We start from the raw sequence: 22513 nt of genomic DNA, 5'->3' as shown, positions 1-22513 counted from the left end.
TAACATGGAAAGAAAAGATATAGATAAGAGATTGAAGTGGGATACCACATCAATTTATGAAAAAGACGAAGATTTTTATGAAGATATTGAAAGTATAAAAAGTCTAGCTGAGGAATTGAAAGATTTTGAAGGGAAAATCACCCAAGATCTTGATACTTTTAAAAGTTTTTTAAAGTTAGATGAGAAATTCTCTAGAAAAATGGAAAAGGCATATGTATTTTCCTCATTAAAATCTGACGAAGATACAAGAGTAACCAAGTATCAAGAGATGAAGCAAATCGCTACAAATACTTATGTATCAACAAGCGAAGCCCTATCCTTCATAAGACCAGAACTATTAGCTACAGACTACGATTTAATAAAAGAATATTTGAAAGATCCAGAAATCAAAAACCTAGACCATTATTTTGAAGATATTTACAGATACAAAGACTATACTTTAGACCCAAAGAGTGAACAGATTATAGCGAGTTTTGGAAAAACTGCCCAAAATCCAAGCTCAACATATATGATTTTTGAAAATGCTGACCTAAGTTTTCCAAGTGTAGAAAAAGATGGAGAAGAGATTCAAATTACTGGTGCAAATTTCGTAAACCTAGAGCAAGATAAGGATAGAGACTTTAGACGTGAAGTGTATGAAAAATACTATGAAACCTATAGACAATTCGCAAACACTTTAGCTAGTACCTTGGACGGAGATTATTCTGCCCACAATACAGAAGCTAAACTTAGAAACTTTGATTCAGCTAGACAAATGAGTTTGTTTGCGAACAATCTCCCAGAAGAAATTTATGATAACCTTCTTGAAGTGGTTCATGAAAATGTGGATATCCACAGGGACTATACAAGTCTAAGAAAAGAGTTCTTGGGTGTAGATGATTTAGGTTTTCATGATATTTATGTTCCTTTGGTAAAAGATTATGATAGAAAGATAGAGTTTGACGAGGCAAAAGAGATAGTTCTTGAAGCAATCAAACCTCTAGGAGAAGATTATGTAAGAGTTGCAAGAGAGGGATTTGAAAATGGCTGGTTTGATGTTTGTCCTAACAAGGGCAAGAGAGGTGGAGCTTATTCATCAGGATCTTATGACACCCAACCATTTATCTTACTAAACTACACAGACACAATTGATGATGTATTTACAGTTATCCATGAGTTGGGTCACTCCATGCATTCTTACTACACAAGGAATACTCAAGACTACCATTATGGATCTTATTCAATATTTTTGGCAGAGATTGCATCAACTACTAATGAACTATTATTACTTGATTATATGCTCAAAAACTCCAAGTCTGAAGAAGAGACAGCTTATCTATTGAACTATTTTGTAAATCAATTCAAATCTACAGTATTTAGGCAAGCTATGTTTGCGGAATTTGAACACAAGGTAAACAAATTAGTAGAAAATGGTGAGCCAATCCCAGCGGAAAGACTCCACCAAATATACAAAGAGCTAAATGAAGATTTATTTGGTGAGGACATAGAAGTAGATGAGTATATATCAGCAGAATGGGCAAGGATTCCACACTTCTATATGTTCTACTATGTATTCCAATATGCGACAGGATTTATGAGTGCGGTTGCCCTAAGTCAAAATATCTTAAATGGAACTGATGATCAAAGAGGGGCTTACTTAGACTTTCTAAAAGCAGGAGAGAGTGAATATCCATTAGAAGTTCTCAAAAAAGCAGGCGTTGATATGACTAACAAGACAGCCATGCGAAAGGCTATGGATGTAGCAAGAGATGCTCTAAAAGATTTAAGACAAGCTATTTTATAAACTTAAAAGCCCTAATCCAAAATATGGATTGAGGGCTTTTCTTATATCCTATTTATTTTCCTTAAAAATTATAGATAAAAGTTCTTCCTTTCGTTTATCATATTTCTTTTCTGTTTCAATTCTTTCGCTAGATTCTTTTTCGATAAGAGATTTCCTGTCTTCACTCAGCCTATCTTCTGCAAATTTGTAGACTGTTGTATTTTCCTTTTCTACATGCTTTCTCAAGAGATTTACATAAGCCATAGCATTTGCTATGATTTGGAGGAGATTTTTATCGTTTGGACTATCTTTGTAGGAAGATATAGCTATTTCTAAATCATATACATATCCTCTAGCCAGTTGATGTTCAACTAACATTCCTCCTTTTATTACCTTTTCTCCCAACATTCCCAAATCACTTATCATATACTTAAATAGGATATCTTCTTCCTTTTTGTGGTGGATACCATCCGCATATTCTCTTATGAAGGAAATACTTGCTCTAAAAAAATTAAAATCTACAGTCTTTTCGTTTATAACTTCTATACATTTTTCTTCTAATCTGTCTAAAAAGTTAGATATTTGTTCGTGTTCTTCTATTAAATAATCTATTGCATACATATTATCACCTACTTATATTATATACTTTAACATTAACAAAATATGTAACAAATGTTACTCGTGCAAAGATTTGTAGGACTTGTATAGTTATTTTAGGAGGATATATGCATTATACAGGAGAAGTTTATAGACCGCCTTTGGAGGCTAGGACAGTTTTATTAGAAGTAACTAGGGGTTGTTCTCATAACGAATGTGCTTTTTGTGTTATGTACAAGAGGACTCCTTTTTCTATAGCACCTATGGAAAATATAATAAGTGATTTGGAGGAAGTTAGGACATACGCACCTAATATTGACAGAATCTATCTTTTAAATGGAGATCCTTTTGTCTTATCTTTTGATAAATTGTACGAAATAGGAGGGCTCATAAATCATTATTTGCCAAATGTAAAGACAATCACATCTTACGCATCGTTTTATAATCTTAAAAATAAGAGCGTAGATGAATTGAAAAAACTAAAGGCTCTTGGATATGATGAACTTTATATAGGAGTCGAAACTGCCTACGAGAAGGCTCTACTAAATATAAATAAAGGTTGCAATCTAAATGAATATAAAGAAGGGCTGGAAAAACTAAAAAGCGCAGGTATGTCCTACCATGCAATACTTATGATGGGGGTTGCTGGAGCGGGTAATGGTGAGGTAAATGCCAAGGCTACAGCAGAGTTTCTAAACATTTACCCTCCAAAGTCAGTTTTTCCTATGACGACTTCAGTTCAATATGGATCAAAATTATATGAGATGAGACAAAGAGGAGATTTCGTAGAGGCAAGCCTTGGTGAGATTATAAAAGAGCAAATAATTTTAGTAGAAAACCTAGATCTTCCTGAGGATACTTTATTTTCTTCAGGACACATGGTAAATCTAGTAAATGTAACTCACAGGTGGAAACACAAGGATCAAATTTTAGATAAACTAAATTATGCCTTAGATAATTTAAGTCAAGACATTTTAAACTCAACTAACGAAAGAGAAGCGAGATAGCAAAATTGGAAGCTAGACGCTTCCTCAGAGCGTAGACAAAATCAAAAAACGCTTATCCAACTACAGAAATTTAGAAATTCTAAATCTCATAATACTGTAAATCGCAAACTCGCTAATGCTCAAACAGTGCGATTTACGGGCGTATTATTTCGATTTGAATTTCTTGAAATTTCTTCCGAATGGAACGCTTACTTTTGGATTTTGTCACTTTGTCAACAATCTGTGGAAGCTAGACGCTTCCTTTTTATTTACAAAAAAACCGCCCTATCGGGGCGATTTTTAGTCTTCTGTATAAGATTTGAAAGGTTGATTTTTCTTAGGGAGTCTGTCTGGAGTTATAGAAAGACCCATCTGATCCTTTTCGTGGTTTAACTCTTTTAAGAGAGAAACCATCATAAAAATGATGACTATAGAAAATGGTAGGGCTACAATTATTAGAGTGTTTTGTAAAGCATCAAGTCCACCAGAGAATAATAAGGAAATTGCTATTATAGAAAGAAGGATTCCCCAAGTGAGTTTTTTCTTATTTGATGGATTTAGCTCTCCCTTTTCTGATAGCATAGCAAGGACAAAAGTAGCTGAATCTGCTGATGTTACGAAAAAGGATATTATAAGAATCAATGCTACGATGGACATTATATTTCCTAGATTATAATTGGAAAATGTAGCAAAGAGGACTTCCTCTGTAGCAAATCCCGTAAGATCAACTCCTGATGCTTGAACGCTTGTGGACAAGGTTCCGAAAGTAGTAAACCATAATAGGCTTAACATAGTTGGAACTAGAAGTACAACGGTAAGAAACTCTCTTATAGTTCTTCCCTTAGATATTCTCGCTATAAAAACTCCAACAAATGGAGACCAAGATATCCACCACGCCCAATAAAATATTGTCCACATATTGATCCAACCACGATTTTCTGGGTCAAAAGATGAAGATCTAAAGCTCATTTGCAAGAAATTTTGTAAATAATTACCTATAGAGTCTGTCAAATTGTCAAAAATCCTAACTGATGGTCCTATAACTATAGCCAAAGCTAATAGGAAAACTGCAAGAATTAAATTTAGGTTGGATAAAATCTTAACTCCTTTTCCAAGACCTGACATAGCACTTAGGATAAAAAGCATGGTAGTAATAATTATAATGACTGTTTGAACCTTAAAATTGTTGGCTATACCAAAAAGGTAGGGCAGACCTCCGTTTATTTGGCTTGCTCCAAATCCCAAGGTAGTTGCAACTCCTATAACAGTAGCAACAATTGTAATTATATCTATGGCTTTTCCCAAAAATCCTTCGGATTTATCTGCTAATAAAGGTTTAAAAGTGGCAGATAGTAGATACTTCTCTTGTTTTCTGAAAACGAAATATGCAAGAGCGAGACCTACTACAGCATACACTCCCCAAGCGTGGATTCCCCAATGGAAAAATGTGTATTGAAAAGCATCTGATATAGCTTCTTTATTTCCTTCATTATGAATTGGGGTGTTAATAGCATAGTGGCTTAGAGGTTCTGCTGCTCCGTAAAATACTAATCCTATTCCCATACCAGCAGAAAACATCATAGCTATCCAAGAAGGTGTAGAATGATCCGGTGAGGAATTAGGATTTCCTAGTTTAATTTGTCCGATAGGACTTACTATTAGATAAAATAGAAAAAACAAAATTCCTGTAACTAACAAAAGGTAAAACCAGCCGAAGTTAGTTGTTATTCTTGAAGTTAGATTTTCAGTAACATTTCCAAAAGATGTAGGGATAAATATTCCCATAAATACTAATAATAGCAAAACGGCTAATGATAAGCTAAAAACCTTATTATTTTTATATAAGATGATTTTTCTTTCATTTAAACTCCTTTCTCTTTTATAAGTAATATATTTATAAGTAATATAAATTAATGAATACTAGCTTATGGTATGGGTTTATATTTCATTTGTCAATTATGATGTGATAGATATATGCTTAATAAAAAAACTTCAAACCATGATTAGATTTGAAGTTTATATCCTTATATATATTTTTTGAAAAAATCTTTCCACTTATTATCGAAAGTCCATGAGTAATCACCTAATCTGTTATTTTCCCTAAGAAAATCAAAATCTTTTATCAACTTGTAGAAAACATTAGCCATAATGACAAGAGAAATTATATTTGGAATAGCCATTAAGGCATTTGCAGTATCAGCTACATTCCATGCAAATTTTAATCCGCCGATAGCTCCTAAATAGCAAAATCCAATATACAAATACTTAAAAGCTGCAGTGATTTTTCTTGACTTGGTTAGATAAAATATGGATCTTTCCCCATAATAACACCAAGAAACCGCAGTGGTAAACGCAAAAAGTATCAAGCTTACACTTACTATATATCTACCAAAAGGGAAACTCTTAGAAAAAGCAGCGGCAGTAAGGCTAGCTCCAGATAGGTTTGGATCTTGCCACAATCCAGAAGTTATGATAACAAGAGCTGTCATTGTACAAATCACAATAGAAGAAATAAATACTTCCATTGCACCCCACATACCTTGTCTAACAGGATGGTCGGTATTACTTGAAGCGTGTGCCATAGGGGCAGTTCCAAGACCAGCCTCATTTGAAAAAATCCCCCTTGCAAGTCCCCATCTAACCCCTAGCATTACTCCTGATCCAGAAGCACCACCAACTAACGACTCACTAGAAAAAGCATCGCTAACGATTAATCTGAAGGCATCAGCTAGATGATTTCTCTGAAGAAATATTATAAAAACAGAACCTAAAACATAGAAAAGAGCCATAAAGGGAACAATTTTTTCAGCGAAAGCTCCTATTCTTTTGATACCGCCAACTAAAACTAAAAATAAAAGGACGATTATAACAAGTCCTAATATATTTAAAGGCAAACCACTTAAATCTTTAATAGATTCAGATATGGAATTTGATTGGACTAAAGCGCCAGTACCTAAAATAGCGATTATAGAAAAGCCAGCGAAAACTTTAGCTAAGACTGGCTTCTTAGCACCTTCAGAAATGTAATACATAGGGCCGCCAACGAACTTACCATCAAGGTCAACTCTTCTAGTAGCAACAGCGAAACAAACTTCTGCCATCTTTGTAGACATACAGACTATAGCGGCAAGCCACATCCAAAATATAGATCCAGGTCCACCAAATTCAATAGCAGTAGAAACACCGATTATAGAGCCTGCTCCAATTGTACCAGCAAGAGCTGTCGAAACCGCTTGAAAAGGAGAAATGGAAGATTCGTTAGTATCCTTGTTAGAAGAAATCTTGCCAAAAGTTTGAGAAAAAATATAAAAGAAGTTCTTATAAACCCAGAACCTAGACTTATAGACAAGGTATATACCACCAAAGAATAAGCTAGTGATCATAGGATATCCCCACAAAAAGTCACTCACTTCACTATTTAACTTAATAAAACTATCAAACATATAAAACCATCCTACTTATAATATAATAATTAACTATAGACTTATTTTATTAATTTGTAAATAAAAATTAATAAAAAATAATAGTAATAGATAAAAAGGGAATATTAATACCTATATATAGTAGGAAACATAATAGGAAAATATAGGAAAATAATATTTGACAAAAAAATAATAGCAAGTATTATAATAAGGCACGTCGAAATGCAGATCAAATATTTAAAAATAAATAATATTTGACAAAAAGCATATGATGGTGTATCATATAATTAATGCGACATAAGTTTTTAAAGCAAAAAACTTTAAAAATCACAAAAAAATGATAAAAAAAGTTGACAAGCTAAAAATTATGTGGTATTATGTAATAGTCGTTGAGAGATACGACGTTGAACCAAGGTTAACATCTACGGATGATAATCATACAATTATATAGAATATAACAACAACCAAAGTTAATACTTTGAGTACAATGATTCTTATTTATAAAATAAGGACAAATTTAAATCACGCATCAGACGAATGTCAGATGTAAATGAAAGAGTCAGAATTAGCCTGTCCGGCTCCTAGAGGACCCTCCACGGAGTGGTCGAGGACGAAGGACGAGGGAAGATTCTCATAACAAACTATATATGAGAGTTTGATCCTGGCTCAGGATAAACGCTGGCGGCGTGCATAACACATGCAAGTCGAACGATGAAGATTAAAAGATTTCTTCGGAATGAACTTAATTGGATTAGTGGCGGACGGGTGAGTAACGCGTGAGTAACCTGCCTTGTACAAGGGGATAGCCGTTGGAAACGACGAATAATACCCTATAACATCAAATAATCGCATGATAATTTGATCAAAGATTTATCGGTATAAGATGGACTCGCGTCTGATTAGCTAGTTGGTGGGGTAACTGCCCACCAAGGCAACGATCAGTAGCCGGCTTGAGAGAGTGTACGGCCACATTGGGACTGAGACACGGCCCAGACTCCTACGGGAGGCAGCAGTGGGGAATTTTGCACAATGGGGGAAACCCTGATGCAGCGACGCCGCGTGATTTAGAAGGCCTTCGGGTTGTAAAAATCTTTTGTATGGGAAGAAAATGACAGTACCATACGAATAAGGACCGGCTAATTACGTGCCAGCAGCCGCGGTAATACGTAAGGTCCGAGCGTTGTCCGGAATCATTGGGCGTAAAGGGTACGTAGGCGGATAAGCAAGTTAGAAGTTAAATCCTATAGCTCAACTATAGCAAGCTTTTAAAACTGCTCATCTTGAGGTATGGAAGGGAAAGTGGAATTCCTAGTGTAGCGGTGAAATGCGCAGATATTAGGAGGAATACCGGTGGCGAAGGCGACTTTCTGGCCATAAACTGACGCTGAGGTACGAAAGCGTGGGTAGCAAACAGGATTAGATACCCTGGTAGTCCACGCCGTAAACGATGAGTGTTAGGTGTCTGGAATAATCTGGGTGCCGCAGCTAACGCATTAAACACTCCGCCTGGGGAGTACGCACGCAAGTGTGAAACTCAAAGGAATTGACGGGGACCCGCACAAGCAGCGGAGCATGTGGTTTAATTCGACGCAACGCGAAGAACCTTACCAAGTCTTGACATAATACGGAAGCTTTTAGAGATAAGAGCCTACATCTTCGGATGACTGTATTACAGGTGGTGCATGGTTGTCGTCAGCTCGTGTCGTGAGATGTTGGGTTAAGTCCCATAACGAGCGCAACCCCTATTGTTAGTTACCATCATTAAGTTGGGGACTCTAGCAATACTGCCGGTGATAAACCGGAGGAAGGTGGGGATGACGTCAAATCATCATGCCCTTTATGACTTGGGCTACACACGTGCTACAATGGCAGGTACAGAGGGTTGCGAAACTGTGAAGTCAAGCGAAACTCAAAAAGCCTGTCCCAGTTCGGATTGCACTCTGCAACTCGAGTGCATGAAGTTGGAGTTGCTAGTAATCGTGGATCAGAATGCCGCGGTGAATGCGTTCCCGGGTCTTGTACACACCGCCCGTCACACCATGGAAGTTGGCAATACCCGAAGCCTGTGAGCTAACCTTTTAGGAAGCAGCAGTCGAAGGTAGGGTCAGTAACTGGGGTGAAGTCGTAACAAGGTAGCCGTATCGGAAGGTGCGGCTGGATCACCTCCTTTCTAAGGATGAGAAGCTGGTACGCTAGCTTCTCACACAGAAAAGAAAATAAAGATCGTTGGTATTAAAATATTAAGGTATTTTTAACCTAAAAACAAATAAATATCATTAAACATGGGGATATAGCTCAGCTGGGAGAGCACCTGCCTTGCACGCAGGGGGTCAAGAGTTCGAATCTCTTTATCTCCACCATGAGCAAGTCCGTCCGGCTTTGAGAGGACCCACCACGGAGTGGATTCAAACGCTGAGTATATTAATACGAAGAGACGGTAAGCTCAAAATCGAACCAGCCTAAAGAAGTGAAAAAGTTATTAGTAAGTAACGTTATTTTATCATTTGACGCTAAAGCGACAAATTCTAAAATAATTCGAAATCAAAGATTTCGAACCCACTCAGCTTAGGCATAAAACTAAATAGCAAAAAATATTTCCAGTCAAGAAACAAAGGGCGCAAGGTGGATGCCTTGGCACATGAAGGCGACGAAGGACGTAAGTGAACGAAAACTAGGGAAAGCTCACAAAAAGCACTAACCCCTAGGTCTCCGAATGGGGAAACCCGGCTGTGGAAGACACAGTCATCACAAGATGAATACATAGTCTTGTGAAGCAAGACCCTGTGAACTGAAACATCTAAGTAACAGGAGGAAAAGAAAGAAAACTCGATTTTCCAAGTAGCGGCGAGCGAACAGAAAAGAGCCTAATCCAATAGTGGAATATTTAAGAAGTTGAATCATCTGGGAAGATGAACCAAAGAAAGTGACAGTCTTGTAAACGAATCTTAAATAAACCTAGGAGGAAAGTAGCACCGGACACGAGGAATCCGTTGCGAAGATAGGGGGACCATCCCCTAAGGCTAAATACTAACATGTGACCGATAGCGAACAAGTACCGTGAGGGAAAGGTGAAAAGAACCCCGAAAGGGGAGTGAAATAGAACCTGAAACCTAGCGCCTACAAGCAGACAGAGCACTAAAGTGTGATGTCGTACCTTTTGTAGAATGGGCCAGCGAGTTATTGTATTAAGCAAGGTTAAATCTTTAAGAGATGAAGCCATAGCGAAAGCGAGTCTTAATAGGGCAAATAAGTTTAATGCAATAGACCCGAAACCGGGTGATCTATCCATGACCAGAGTGAAGGTGAAGTAAAATTCACTGGAGGCTCGAACCGGGTACGGTTTAAAACGTATCGGATGAGTTGTGGTTAGGGGTGAAAAGCCAAACGAACTCGGATATAGCTGGTTCTCCTCGAAATAGCTTTAGGGCTAGCCTTTGACGAAAGATTTTAGGAGGTAGAGCACTGAATGGTCTAGGGCGGCTTACCGTACCGAAACCTATCAAACTCCGAATGCCAAAAAATCAAGTCAAGGAGTCAGACTTAGAGGGATAAGCTTCTAAGTCGAAAGGGAAACAGCCCAGACCGACAGCTAAGGTCCCTAAATCTGGATTAAGTGGAAAAGGATGTGAATCTACTAAGACAACCAGGACGTTGGCTTAGAAGCAGCCATGCATTTAAAGAATGCGTAATAGCTCACTGGTCAAGTGGGTTTGCGCCGAAAATGAACGGGGCTAAAATCCAGTACCGAAGCTTCGGATTGATAGAGGAATTAAATCTACGAAATAAAGAAAGAAATACTTGAACTAGGAAATATTAAAACAATCAAGATAAACGAGTAAAAAACATCAAATTACGTAAACCAAAAGGTAAGTTGTAAATAAAAAAATACTCAATTATCACCGAACAGTTATATAAGATTAAAAAATATAACCTGGTAAAAAAACGTCAAACAAGTATTCCAAACTTTATGTCTAGATTTAATACCTCTATCAGTGGTAGAGGAGCATTGTATAAGCGAAGAAGCCAAAGCGAAAGCAACAGTGGAGCGAATACAAGAGAGAATGCTGGCATGAGTAGCGAGAAGGGATGTGAGAATCATCCCCGTCGAAACCCTAAGGATTCCTGAGCAAGGCTCGTCCCCTCAGGGTAAGTCGGGACCTAAGCCGAGGCCGAAAGGCGTAGGCGATGGATAACAGGTTTAGATTCCTGTACCGCTTAAAGTCGCTATAGAGAAGTGATGACGCAAAAGGATAAGCTAAGCTAGCTGATGGAATAGCTAGTCTAAAGATAAAGGCTTGTGTGTAGGCAAATCCGCACACTTTAAGGCTAAAATCTGATAGGTATCGAAAACATGAGTAGAGAAGTAGCTGACTCCATATTGCCAAGAAAAGTCACTATCAAGACCAAAGCGCCCGTACCAAAACCGACACAGGTAGGGAGGTAGAGAATACCAAGACGCGCGGAAGAACCTTTGTTAAGGAACTCGGCAAAATGTCCCCGTAACTTCGGGAGAAGGGGAGCCAGAGCGATCTGGCCACAGAAACCAGGCCCAAGCGACTGTTTACCAAAAACACAAGTTTCTGCAAAATCGAAAGATGAAGTATAGGAGCTGACACCTGCCCGGTGCTGGAAGGTTAAGGGGAAGGCTTAGCGAATGCGAAGGCTAGAACTTAAGCCCCAGTAAACGGCGGCCGTAACTATAACGGTCCTAAGGTAGCGAAATTCCTTGTCGGGTAAGTTCCGACCCGCACGAAAGGTGTAACGATTTGGGCACTGTCTCAACAAAGGATCCGGTGAAATTGTAGTAGTCGTGAAGATGCGACTTACCCACGCTAGGACGGAAAGACCCCGTGGAGCTTTACTGTAGGCTGATATTGGACTTTGAGATTAGACGTACAGGATAGTTGGGAGACTAAGAAACTTGCACGCCAGTGTAGGTGGAGTCATCCTTGGGATACCAACCCTCTAATATTAAAGTTCTAACTTTGACCCTTGAATCAGGGCAAAGGACATTGTCAGTTGGGCAGTTTGACTGGGGCGGTCGCCTCCCAAAAAGTAACGGAGGCGTTCAAAGGTTCGCTCAGAATGGACGGAAACCATTCGCAGAGTACAAAGGCAGAAGCGAGCTTAACTGCAAAACCTACAAGTTGCGCAGAGTAGAAATACGGACTTAGTGATCCGGTGGCACCGCATGGAAGGGCCATCGCTCAACGGATAAAAGCTACCCCGGGGATAACAGGCTTATCTCCCCCAAGAGTCCACATCGACGGGGAGGTTTGGCACCTCGATGTCGGCTCGTCTCATCCTGGGGCTGAAGTAGGTCCCAAGGGTTGGGCTGTTCGCCCATTAAAGAGGCACGCGAGCTGGGTTCAGAACGTCGTGAGACAGTTCGGTCCCTATCCAGCGTGGGCGTAAGAAATTTGAGAGGATCTGTCCTTAGTACGAGAGGACCGGGATGGACATACCGCTGGTGTACCAGTTGTTCCGCCAGGAGCATAGCTGGGTAGCTACGTATGGAATTGATAAGTACTGAAAGCATCTAAGTACGAAGCAGGCCTCAAGATAAGATTTCTAAGAGTAGGTAAAGAAAATACCTTTGATAGGTCCAAGGTGTAAGTGCAGTAATGTATTAAGCTAATGGATACTAAACTTTAAATCTTGACTGGAAATATTTTTTGCTGATTTAGAAGGTTCAACCTAACAAAACTGGCTAGTAAGTCGGCTCCGTTAGCCAAATCAAAGATTTGGACTTCGCGACATCTGACCTACCAGCAAAAACAAGTTTTTGGGTTAGGTCATTATATGGTGATGATGGCATAAGAGATACACCTGTTCCCATACCGAACACAGAAGTTAAGCCTTATAACGCCGATGGTACTCGGAGGGCAACCTCCCGGGAGACTAGGTAGTCGCCAAACGAAACAGACTGGATATATTCCAGTCTTTTTTTGATATATAAAGATAGATAATCTCGTAAAAGCTGTTTCATATATTGACATATCATATTAAAATAGTGTTTAATTAAAAGTGTATATATTATTGGGATATGGCCAAGTCGGTAAGGCACCAGATTCTGACTCTGGAGAGCGCAGGTTCAAGTCCTGCTATCCCAGCCAGATGCTACAGGTTTTCTATAGTTTTTTATTTATGGGAGAAGTTATGGATATCAATTTCAAAAGCCAAATATTAAATGATTTTTCAATAACTAAAGAAGAATTTGATTTGGGGAAAAATATATTTACTGTAAATGACGTACACGAGTCATTTCTTTTCTATAACAAGTATTCTTTTTCAATTATTATTTTATCCAATAGAGTTTTTGTAAGATCTAATAATAGTGATCTTATTAATAGTTTAAAAAATGACTACAGTGATTATCCGGCCCAGTGGTTTACAGAATTTGAAAATATTAAGAAGTTAGAAATTATATTAAGAAACTATAATATAAAGATTGACAATTTCTTTCCACTTATGACTTTTTCTGATAGGTATGTGAAAACAAAGAACTTTAAGTTCAATAGGATTGATAAAAAAGATATACTATCATATAAAGGAATAAGCAAGATGCCTTTTGCCTTTGATGAAGATGATAGAATTGGTCTTTCTTTCTATGATAATAATAAGCTAGTTGCTCTTTGTGGAGCATCTACTATAGGAAAATATCTGTGGAGTATTGGAGTTGAAAAGTTTTATTTTGATAAAAAGTATGAAGGATTATCCTCTGCTATTGTTAGAAGTTTAGCTCTAATAATTAAAAAAGAATACCCCGAGGTTAGTCCAATATATACGACCCAATTTTCACATACGGCATCTATAAATACAGCGATAAGAGCCGGATTTGATATGAATGTTTGTATTTGTGGGAATAAAATTAAATAATTTCTTATTTTAGAATATACTTTACCCTCTTTGCTGGAGTAGCTAGCATAGAGGGCATTTTTTATTTCTGTAAAAAATGTTTTGAAAACGCTTGACAAATGTTTGTTTGTAATGTAATATGAAGATAAATAAACAAAAAAGATAAATAAAAAACATAAACAAACAGAATATAGAAAGGAGCAATGGTGAAAAATTATTTTCCTAAAGATTTCTTACTTGGATCTGCAGCGGCAGCCTACCATAATGAAGGAGCCTTTAACCAAGATGGAAAAGGAGCGCAAGTAGCTGATGTATTGCCTCATTCTCCTAATGATCCTAGGACTGAGAAACCAGAAGAAGGAAATCTTAAACATTTAGGAGTTGATTTTTATAATAGATATAAAGAAGATATTTCTCTGTTTGGAGAATTAGGTATCAAAGCCTATAGAACTTCTATATCTTGGGCAAGGATTTTTCCTAAAGGGATTGAAGATGTGCCTAATGAAAAGGGCTTGAAGCATTATGATGATATGTTTGATGAGCTTATTAAACATGGCATTGAACCAGTTATTACAATAACACATACAGGGGAAACGCCTCTATACTTGGCGGATAACTATGGTGGATTTTTAAATAAAGAAGTAATAGATTTCTACCTTAAATATGTCGACACTATTGTAAAAAGATATAAAGATAAAGTAAAACATTGGATTACTTTCAATGAAATAAATATTGCTGATAGACAGCCGTTTTTTCACCTGGGAGTAGATACTAGAAAGATAAAGTATGATGATCAGGCGAAAGAACAGCTAAATTATAATATGTTCTTAGCAAACGCTAGAGCAATAAAAATCATAAAAGAAATTAATCCTATGGCTAAAGTAGCTTGTTCTACTGCCCTCGGTCCAAGTTATCCATACTCTATGAATCCTCTTGATAACTTGCAAGCTTATTTCGACAATAGAAATGGCTTGTTCCACACAGATGTTCATGTTTTTGGAGGGTATCCAAAGTGGAAAATAAAACAATTGGAGTCAAAGGGAATTAAATTAGATACAAACGAAGCTGAAATAAAAGATATAAGAGAAAATACAGTTGATTATCTGGCGTTTTCATATTATGTCAGTGGAATATCTAAGTTCAACGAAGAAGAGTTTGATAGCACATATAGCAATCAAATTAGTGAGCTAAAAAATCCAGAACTTGAATATACAGAGTGGGATTGGCCAGTTGATCATGTTGGACTTAGGATTTTGTGTAATGTCTTGTGGGACAGGTATGATAGGCCGCTGTTCATTTGTGAAAATGGCTTTGCCAAGATAGAAAAACTCGAAGAAGATAAAAATGGAAATCTTACAGTAAATGACGATTATAGAATAAGAGTTTTGAGAAATCACCTCTTGGAGCTAAATAAAGCATTGGCAGATGGAGTAGAGGTTATAGGTTATACTAATTGGGCTGTAGAAGACTTTGTAAGTGGAACCACAGGAACTATGAGAAAAAGATGGGGTTTCATCTATATTGATAGAAATGATGACGGCTCTGGTAGTCTAAATAGATATAAGAAAAAAAGTTTTTATTGGTATAAAAAGTTAAATGAAACTGGCTTAGATTACTTATTTTCAGATGATTATTTAAGTGAGTAAATAAATTTATGAAAGTTAATGCATGTGCATTGATATAAAAAAAGAAAGGTGGGTTTTATGAAGGTATATATTTCTTCAGACATGGATGCTCTAGGATTGAAGGATGCTTTAATCGAAGAGCTAGAGAATTTATCATTTGAATACGAAGATTTGACAGAAGAAGGTTTTGATTTTGTCGATAGTTCAAATGCAGTTTGTGAAAAACTATTAGAAGTAGATGGAATCTTGACAACAGGTTCTGATGACGCATCAGTAGGGATTGTTATTGATAGATATGGAGCAGGAAGCTACATGGCATGTTCTAAACACAAGGGAATGGTTGCTGCAGAAGTATCAGATGAAAGAAGTGCTCTAATGACAAAAAGACACAACGGTGCAAGAATTCTAGTTATGGGATCAGGAATAGTTGGAGAAGATTTAGCAAAATCTTGCCTAAGAAACTTCCTAAGCCATGGATATGACGGAGGTCGTCACCAAATTAGAATTGATATGTTAAATAAGATGATGTAGGAGGTAGGAATGAAAATAGCATTAGGATGTGACCATATAGTTACAAGTTTAAAAATGGAAGTTTCAGACCATCTCAAAAGTCTTGGTCATGAAGTGGTAGACGTTGGAACTTACGATAATACAAGAACACACTATCCTATTTTTGGTAAAAAGGTAGGAGAGCTTGTAGCGAGTGGAGATTGTGATCTAGGAGTTGTACTTTGCGGAACAGGGGTTGGAATATCAACATCTGTAAACAAAGCTTTTGGTACACGTTGCGCTCTTGTTAGAGATTGTGCGACAGCAATCCATGCAAAAAGAGACCTAAACGCAAACGTAATATCCTTTGGTGGAATGATTGTCGGAAGAGACCTTGCTTTTGAAATAGTTGATTCATTCATCAATACAGAATATGAACCAACAGAAGAAAAAGATAAGATAATTGAAAAACTAATGGCAATCGAAGAAAAATACAAAGACGATGAAAAAGACCAAGTGTCTAACGAAAAATTCTTTGATGAATTCATCGAGAAATGGGATAGGGGAGAATATCACGATTAAGTGATTTATAAATTTAAAATATAAGGAGGAAATTATGTCAGATAAGGAAATGTCAAGAAGAGATATTGGTATGCTAGGTTTTGAAATTGTTGCATACTCTGGAGATGCAAGGAGCAGCTTGCTTGAAGCATTAAAAGATGCAAGAAACGGCAAGTTTGATGGATTAGAAGAAAAAATTCAAGCTGCTCAAGAAAACCTTAACTTAGCTCATGCTAAACAAACAGAAATGTTAGCTTTAGATGCACAAGGTAAGGATTTAGACATTGGAATCATCATGATCCATGCCCAAGACCACTTGATGACAACAATCTTACTAAAAGATATCATTTATGATTTAATCAATATTTATAAAAAGTAGGTCAGCTTATCGGAGGAGCTTATGGATGCGATACTAAAAGGGATTGAAAAAATAACACCGTTTTTTGAAAAACTTTCAAGAAATAAATACATGGTTGCTATAAAAGATGGTTTCATGGAAACTATGCCTATAGTAATCTTCTCATCATTGTTTCTATTAGTGGCTTATATTCCAAATATTTTTGGATTTTATTGGTCAGAAAATATGGAGGCAATTCTAACTAAACCTTACAACCTATCAATGGGACTATTGGGTTTGGTTATGTCAATTACAACAGCAAAACACTTTACCGGTGCTTTAAATAGAGAGATGCCAGTAGATAATCAAATAAATGCAACTTCTGTTATGTTTGCATCACTAGTTGGATTTATGTTCTTATCTGTTGACTTTATTGAAGGTGGAATAACTAATTCTTACCTAGGTTCAACAGGACTTATAGCTGCATTTATCTCAACATTTATAGCTGGTAATATTTACAAGGCTAGTATAAAGAGGAATCTAACAATAAAAATGCCTAAGGAAGTACCACCAAATATTTCTCAAGCATTTAAAGATATTATTCCTTTCGGTCTATCTCTATTATGTTTCTGGATTATAGATATGATAATCAGAAAATTTGTAGGAACAAGTTTAGCAGAAGCTATAATAGTTCTTATCCAACCACTATTCTCAGCTGCAGATAGCTGGGGAGGAACAGCTTTGATATACGGAGCTATGGCATTTTTCTGGTTTATAGGAATCCACGGACCATCAATAGTAAACCCAGCAATAAATGCTATTGCTTATATTAACCAAGCAAACAATATCGCAGCTTTTCAAGCTGGTCAACACGCAACGGCAATAGTTACTCCAAATACAGGAGAGTTTATAGCAACTCTTGGAGGTACAGGAGCAACTTTCGTAGTACCATTTATGTTCATGTGGTTAGCTAAATCAAAACAAAACAAAGCAGTAGGTAGAGCTGCAGTAGTACCAACATCATTTGGTGTAAATGAGCCAATCTTATTCGGTGGTCCATTGATTCTAAACCCAGTGTTCATGATACCATTTATCGTGGCTCCAATACTTAATGTTTGGATATTTAAATTTTTCGTAGAAGTTTTGGGAATGAACTCAATGGTAGCACAAATGCCTTGGACAACACCAGGACCAATTGGTGCTTTCATATCAACAGGTTTTGCTCCATTATCATTGTTGATGATGGCAATAATTATAGCAGTTGACGTATTAATATACTATCCATTCTTCAAAGTTTATGATAAACAAATCCTTGAAAAAGAAAAAGAAGAGGAAGAGTTACTAGAATTAGAAGAAGAAGCAGAAGGAATAGACGAAAACCTACTCGAAAAGAGTAAGGCAAGTGAGAAAATCACAAACGTCTTAGTATTATGTGCTGGTGGTGGAACAAGCGGTCTATTAGCAAATGCACTAAATGAAGGTGCAGAAGAATCTGGAGCGAAAGTTCATGCAGCAGCAGGAAGCTATGGTTCTCACCACGATATATTACCAAAATTTGATGTAGTAGTTTTGGCACCACAAGTTGCAAACTATTACGAAGATATAAAACAAGATACAGATAGAATAGGAAACAAGTTAGTTAAGACAGGCGGAAAAGAATATATTGATTTGACTAGAGATCCAGACGGAGCAGTCAAGTTTATTCTAAGCAAAATGGATGAATAGGAGTAATTATGAGATTTTCTGATGATTTTGTATTTGGAGGAGCTACAGCAGCTTACCAATGCGAAGGAGCTACTAAGGAAGATGGAAAAGGCCTAGTTTGTTGGGATGTATATTATGATGAAACAAATGGATATAACCCAGATCCAGCCAGTGACTTTTATCATAAGTACAAGGAAGATATAGATAATTGCGTAAAATTCGGCATAAACGGAATAAGAATATCTATAGCTTGGACAAGAATATTCCCTAAAGGATATGGAGAAGTTAATAAACAAGGTGTAGATCACTATCATGAGCTTTTCAAATATGCGATTGACAATGGTGTTGAACCTTATGTAACACTTCACCATTTTGATACTCCATACCTATTTAACAAAGACGGAGATTTTTCTAACAAAGAAGTAGAAGATTATTTTGTGGAATATGCTAAGTTCTGCTTAGATGAATTTACAGAAGTCAAAAAATGGGCAACATTTAATGAAATATGGCCTTGGTCAGTTAACCAATTTGTTACAGGAACATTTCCTCCAGGAGAAAAATACCAATTTAACAAAACTGTTTCAAATATTCACGGTATGCTCACAGCACACGCAAGAGTATTAAACCACTTCAAAGATAGCGGCAAAGAAGGAGAAATGGGAGTAATCCATTCCCTAGAAACTTACTATTCAATAGATGATAATGAAGAAAATATAGAAGCTGCCAAAAGATATGATGCAATAGCAAATGGCTTGGCTATAGAATCAGTATTACTTGGTGAATATACTAAAGAAACCTTGGATAGAGTTAACTATATATTGAAAGTCAATGGATTTGATGAATTTAAACCAGGTGAAAAAGATTTGGAAGAAATGAAAAAAGCAGCTCCAAAAATCGACTTCTTGGGTATTAACTCTTACCAAGCTCACTGGATGAAAGAATACAAGGGTGAAAATGTTCACCACCACAACGGTACTGGTGATAAAGGAACCTTTGAAAGCCGTCTAAAAGGAATGGGCGAAGAAGTAAAAAGAGATGATATACCAAAGACCGATTGGGATTGGTCAATATATCCTAAGGGTCTATATGATATGATCATGAGAGTTTCTCAATACGAAAATTGTAGGAAAATATATATCACAGAAAACGGTATAGGTATTAAGGAAGAACTTAACGAAAATAATACCGTAGAAGATGATGCAAGAATTGACTATGTATCTAAACACTTAGAAGCTGTATTGAAAGCCAACGAAAATGGCGCTAACGTAAAAGGCTACTTCTTATGGAGTCTGATGGATATGTTTAGTTGGTCAAACGGTTATAATAAGAGATACGGTTTCTTCTTTGTAGATTTCAAAACACAAAAGAGATATCCAAAGAAGAGTGCTTACTGGTGGAAGGAATTATCAGAAAGTAAAGAACTAAAGTAGTTAATTCGAGTATAATAAAGGTAGCGTCTCAATGACGCTATTTTTATTAAAGGAAATAGCTATGTTAAAAGAAGAACGACACGAAATAATACTAGACAAATTAGAAAAAGACGGAATAATTCAAGTTTCGACTCTTACAAATATTCTAAATGTAACAGATATGACTATAAGACGTGATCTAAAGGAGCTTGAGGATCAAAACCTCCTTCTTAGAGTTCACGGTGGGGCAAAGAGCTTGGATAAGGCTTTGCCTAGAGAATTTTCCAATGAAGAAAAAATTTATAAAAACAAAGAAAAGAAAGAGTATATAGCTCAAATTATAGCATCTCTTATTGATAGTGATGAAAATATATTCCTAGGTGCAGGGACGACTATAGAATATGTTAGCACCTACTTGTCTAACAAAAAGTGTAATATTTACACAAACTCCTTGTACTTATTTGAAAAGCTTAAAAACTTAAGGGCAGTAAGAGTATTTCTAATAGGAGGAGAATTTAGGGAGATTACAGGAGCCTTTGTTGGAAGCCTCGCAATAGATGTTATTGAAAAGCTCAAGTTCTCTATGGCCTTTATCGGTGTAAATGGCATTCACGATGGTCTTGCCTATACTTACAGTGTGGATGAAGGCATACTTCAGGCTAAGATATTAGATAATTCGAACAGGGCATATCTAATTGCCGATTCATCTAAGATTGGCGTTGAGGATTTCTATGGGTTTTATAAGATAGAAAATGCTGATGTAATAAGTGATGATGAGATAAGTAACAAGGGCAAAAAAGATATTGAAAAATTTACTAACTTAATTTATAAAATCTAAGAGAACATTAGAATCTGTAGTTGACTAAGGAAAATGAAAGAATATAATGGAAGTGGTAGTTACCAGTTGGAGGTTCAAATGTTTTTAGATTTAGATTATATTAATAAAAATGATGCTATAAATACTTATAGCGAAATTTTACAACAAGCTAATATTTGGGAGCTTGTTTATGACTTGTACGAAAAAAGAAAAGAAGATATTAGTAAATTCTTAGAAAAGGTTAAAGATAGCAAGGTTATATTTACAGGTGCTGGCACAAGCGAGTATGTTGGAAATATAGCCAAGGAATATTTGAAAGCTAATGGAGATTTTGAGTTTGAGTCAATCGCAACTACAGATCTTGTCTCTGCTCCTTACCTTCATTTTAAAAAGGACGAGAAGGTCTTGCTAGTTTCTTTTGCTAGAAGTGGAAATTCACCAGAGTCTCTAGCTGCAGTAGAGCTTATGGAAGATTTGGTAGATGATTGCTACAATCTAGCTATAACTTGTGCTGAGGATGGCAAGCTTGCCCAAAAGCTTTATGATGATGAAAACGCCTATGTCTTTATCGAACCAGACGGTACAAATGACAAGGGATTTGCAATGACAAGCTCTTTTACATCCATGCTTTTGACAAGTTTACTTATATTTGATAAGACAAATTCTAATAAAAAAGAAATTGTAAGTAAGATTTCTGATGCAGGGAGAAAAATCCTAGAAGATAGAGAAAATATTGAAAACTTAGTAGATTTTGATTTTGATAGAATTATTTATCTTGGAAGTGGACCTTTGTATAAGCTAACTAACGAGGCTAGACTAAAGGTGTTGGAGCTTACTGCAGGAAGTGTTTCTAGCATGTATGAATCAAGCATGGGCTTTAGACATGGTCCAAAATCTTTCATAGATAAAAACACACTGGTAGTATCCTTTATCTCAAACAATCCTTACACTAGAAAATACGATACTGATATTTTAGATGAGATATACCTAGACGGGATAGCAAAAAAGGTAATAGCTGTAGCAAACGAGGAAGTTAGCGGATCTTATGAAAAACTCATCTACGATATAGATGGTGTCGATGATGGATACCTAGCAGTTTTATATGCGATAGTAGCGCAACTTATAAGTTTAATTACAGCCCTTAGAGTGGGAAATACTCCGGATAACCCATCTAAGTCACAAACTGTAAACAGGGTTGTAAAGGGTGTAAGTATCCACGAATATAACAAGTAGGGTATTATGAGTCTTTATTCAGAAATAGTTAAGGATATTACTGAAAAAATATCTACTATGGAAAAAGGAGACAAGATTCCTTCGGAAAGGCAACTTTGCAAAGACTATGGCGTAAGTAGAACTACTATAAGAAACGCTATAGGTCAGTTGGTCAACGACGGACTAATTTTTCAGATTCAAGGAAAGGGAAGTTTTGTTACTGGCAAGGATGATTTAAAGGATAACCTATCAAATTATTATTCTTTTACTCAAAGAACAAAGCTTAGGGGCATGAGCCCAACATCTAAGATAATTGATTTTAGAGTGAAAAAGGCAAGTAAGGATTTAGCTAAGACTATGGGTATAAACAAAATGGACTTGGTTATAGAAATCATCAGACTTAGGCTTGCTGATGATGAGCCAATGATGTATGAGACAAGCTTTATCCCATATGAAAGATTTAGAAATATATCCAAAGAATTAGTAGCAAAAAAACCTCTGTACGAGATATTTGAAGAGGCAAACGCAAAGATATTTACAGTAAAGGAAAGATTTTCAGTGGCAAATCTTACAAAGAAAATTGCCGATTTCTTAGATCAGAGAATAGACTCACCCAGTCTTAAGGTTATTAGAAAAAGCTATGATTTTGATGACAATTTGATAGAATATACTATCTCTTATGCCAGAGGAGATAGGTTCTATTATGAAACAAGTTATAATCCGAGATAAACTAA

15 protein-coding genes, 2 tRNA genes and 3 rRNA genes are annotated in these 22513 nt (G+C 36.5%); 17 read left to right on the top strand and 3 right to left on the bottom strand.

Annotated elements, in window-relative coordinates:
• The first annotated feature begins 4 nt into the window (after positions 1–4).
• A complete protein-coding gene (pepF, locus tag E0D87_RS02965; protein WP_130819280.1) occupies positions 5–1783 on the top strand; it encodes an oligoendopeptidase F in 1779 nt (592 codons plus the stop codon).
• A gap of 48 nt (positions 1784–1831) precedes the next feature.
• On the opposite strand, the gene E0D87_RS02960 is transcribed toward pepF, so the two are convergent.
• Entirely contained in the window at positions 1832–2383 is a 552-nt protein-coding gene (locus E0D87_RS02960) for a hemerythrin domain-containing protein (RefSeq protein WP_130819279.1), read from the bottom strand.
• Between the two features lie 104 nt (positions 2384–2487).
• On the opposite strand from E0D87_RS02960, the gene E0D87_RS02955 reads away from it, so the two are divergent.
• Positions 2488–3366 carry a radical SAM protein gene (locus tag E0D87_RS02955; protein WP_130819278.1) on the top strand — a complete coding sequence of 293 codons (879 nt, stop codon included), beginning with the start codon at positions 2488–2490 and terminating at the stop codon, positions 3364–3366.
• 279 nt (positions 3367–3645) lie between these two features.
• Here E0D87_RS02955 and E0D87_RS02950 read toward each other — a convergent pair whose 3' ends face one another.
• Together E0D87_RS02950 and E0D87_RS02945 are read right to left on the bottom strand one after the other, a co-directional pair.
• Positions 3646–5193 (bottom strand): BCCT family transporter, encoded by a 1548-nt coding sequence (locus tag E0D87_RS02950; RefSeq protein ID WP_278044797.1) that lies wholly within the window; start codon positions 5191–5193, stop codon positions 3646–3648.
• A gap of 176 nt (positions 5194–5369) precedes the next feature.
• Positions 5370–6788, bottom strand: coding sequence for an alanine/glycine:cation symporter family protein (locus E0D87_RS02945; protein WP_130819276.1), 1419 nt, complete (start codon positions 6786–6788; stop codon positions 5370–5372).
• Positions 6789–7410: 622 nt separating this feature from the next.
• On the opposite strand from E0D87_RS02945, the gene E0D87_RS02940 reads away from it, so the two are divergent.
• From E0D87_RS02940 to E0D87_RS02870, 15 genes are all read left to right on the top strand, one after another.
• Positions 7411–8937, top strand: a 16S ribosomal RNA gene (locus E0D87_RS02940).
• 114 nt (positions 8938–9051) lie between these two features.
• Positions 9052–9127, top strand: a tRNA-Ala gene (locus E0D87_RS02935).
• Positions 9128–9366: 239 nt separating this feature from the next.
• Positions 9367–12433: ribosomal RNA gene (locus E0D87_RS02930) — 23S ribosomal RNA — on the top strand.
• A gap of 135 nt (positions 12434–12568) precedes the next feature.
• Positions 12569–12685 (top strand): 5S ribosomal RNA (gene rrf, locus E0D87_RS02925).
• The 16S, 23S and 5S rRNA genes sit together here with 2 tRNA genes alongside, the layout of an rRNA operon.
• Before the next feature lie 122 nt (positions 12686–12807).
• Positions 12808–12883, top strand: a tRNA-Gln gene (locus E0D87_RS02920).
• A gap of 43 nt (positions 12884–12926) precedes the next feature.
• Positions 12927–13646 (top strand): hypothetical protein, encoded by a 720-nt coding sequence (locus E0D87_RS02915; RefSeq protein WP_130819275.1) that lies wholly within the window; start codon positions 12927–12929, stop codon positions 13644–13646.
• A 182-nt stretch (positions 13647–13828) separates the two neighbouring features.
• The gene (locus E0D87_RS02910; protein WP_423190621.1) at positions 13829–15271 is read left to right on the top strand and encodes a glycoside hydrolase family 1 protein; all 1443 of its coding nucleotides are present in this window, start codon (positions 13829–13831) and stop codon (positions 15269–15271) included.
• A gap of 57 nt (positions 15272–15328) precedes the next feature.
• Complete coding sequence (lacA, locus tag E0D87_RS02905) at positions 15329–15781, top strand: galactose-6-phosphate isomerase subunit LacA (protein ID WP_130819273.1); 453 nt, start codon at positions 15329–15331, stop codon at positions 15779–15781.
• Between the two features lie 9 nt (positions 15782–15790).
• Positions 15791–16321 carry a galactose-6-phosphate isomerase subunit LacB gene (gene lacB, locus E0D87_RS02900; RefSeq protein ID WP_004835474.1) on the top strand — a complete coding sequence of 177 codons (531 nt, stop codon included), beginning with the start codon at positions 15791–15793 and terminating at the stop codon, positions 16319–16321.
• 34 nt (positions 16322–16355) lie between these two features.
• Positions 16356–16679, top strand: coding sequence for a PTS sugar transporter subunit IIA (locus E0D87_RS02895; protein WP_479722802.1), 324 nt, complete (start codon positions 16356–16358; stop codon positions 16677–16679).
• A gap of 21 nt (positions 16680–16700) precedes the next feature.
• Positions 16701–18362 carry a PTS lactose transporter subunit IIBC gene (locus E0D87_RS02890; RefSeq protein WP_130819272.1) on the top strand — a complete coding sequence of 554 codons (1662 nt, stop codon included), beginning with the start codon at positions 16701–16703 and terminating at the stop codon, positions 18360–18362.
• 8 nt (positions 18363–18370) lie between these two features.
• Entirely contained in the window at positions 18371–19771 is a 1401-nt protein-coding gene (gene lacG, locus E0D87_RS02885) for a 6-phospho-beta-galactosidase (protein ID WP_130819271.1), read from the top strand.
• Positions 19772–19802: 31 nt separating this feature from the next.
• Positions 19803–20588 carry a DeoR/GlpR family DNA-binding transcription regulator gene (locus tag E0D87_RS02880; RefSeq protein WP_242618431.1) on the top strand — a complete coding sequence of 262 codons (786 nt, stop codon included), beginning with the start codon at positions 19803–19805 and terminating at the stop codon, positions 20586–20588.
• Positions 20589–20666: 78 nt separating this feature from the next.
• Positions 20667–21800, top strand: a complete 1134-nt coding sequence (locus E0D87_RS02875; protein ID WP_130819270.1) for an SIS domain-containing protein — start codon at positions 20667–20669, stop codon at positions 21798–21800.
• Positions 21801–21806: 6 nt separating this feature from the next.
• Entirely contained in the window at positions 21807–22508 is a 702-nt protein-coding gene (locus E0D87_RS02870) for a GntR family transcriptional regulator (RefSeq protein WP_130819269.1), read from the top strand.
• Positions 22509–22513 lie beyond the last annotated feature (5 nt).

The sequence above is a fragment of the Anaerococcus vaginimassiliensis genome (assembly GCF_900626155.1).
In the GTDB taxonomy this organism is placed as follows: Bacteria; Bacillota; Clostridia; order Tissierellales; family Peptoniphilaceae; genus Anaerococcus; species Anaerococcus vaginimassiliensis.
Note: the sequence above shows the minus strand (reverse complement) of the source record. Positions and strands in the feature narration are given on the sequence as shown.

Bases quoted from the DNA above. Each gene is read 5' to 3' on its own strand.
- E0D87_RS02875 (WP_130819270.1), top strand. From the start codon at position 20,667: ATGTTTTTAGATTTAGATTATATTAATAAAAATGATGCTATAAATACT.
- lacG (WP_130819271.1), top strand. From the start codon at position 18,371: ATGAGATTTTCTGATGATTTTGTATTTGGAGGAGCTACAGCAGCTTAC.
- E0D87_RS02895 (WP_479722802.1), top strand. From the start codon at position 16,356: ATGTCAGATAAGGAAATGTCAAGAAGAGATATTGGTATGCTAGGTTTT.
- pepF (WP_130819280.1), top strand. From the start codon at position 5: ATGGAAAGAAAAGATATAGATAAGAGATTGAAGTGGGATACCACATCA.
- lacB (WP_004835474.1), top strand. From the start codon at position 15,791: ATGAAAATAGCATTAGGATGTGACCATATAGTTACAAGTTTAAAAATG.
- E0D87_RS02880 (WP_242618431.1), top strand. From the start codon at position 19,803: ATGACGCTATTTTTATTAAAGGAAATAGCTATGTTAAAAGAAGAACGA.
- E0D87_RS02910 (WP_423190621.1), top strand. From the start codon at position 13,829: ATGGTGAAAAATTATTTTCCTAAAGATTTCTTACTTGGATCTGCAGCG.
- lacA (WP_130819273.1), top strand. From the start codon at position 15,329: ATGAAGGTATATATTTCTTCAGACATGGATGCTCTAGGATTGAAGGAT.
- E0D87_RS02945 (WP_130819276.1), bottom strand. From the start codon at position 6,788: ATGTTTGATAGTTTTATTAAGTTAAATAGTGAAGTGAGTGACTTTTTG.
- E0D87_RS02960 (WP_130819279.1), bottom strand. From the start codon at position 2,383: ATGTATGCAATAGATTATTTAATAGAAGAACACGAACAAATATCTAAC.
- E0D87_RS02955 (WP_130819278.1), top strand. From the start codon at position 2,488: ATGCATTATACAGGAGAAGTTTATAGACCGCCTTTGGAGGCTAGGACA.
- E0D87_RS02870 (WP_130819269.1), top strand. From the start codon at position 21,807: ATGAGTCTTTATTCAGAAATAGTTAAGGATATTACTGAAAAAATATCT.
- E0D87_RS02915 (WP_130819275.1), top strand. From the start codon at position 12,927: ATGGATATCAATTTCAAAAGCCAAATATTAAATGATTTTTCAATAACT.
- E0D87_RS02890 (WP_130819272.1), top strand. From the start codon at position 16,701: ATGGATGCGATACTAAAAGGGATTGAAAAAATAACACCGTTTTTTGAA.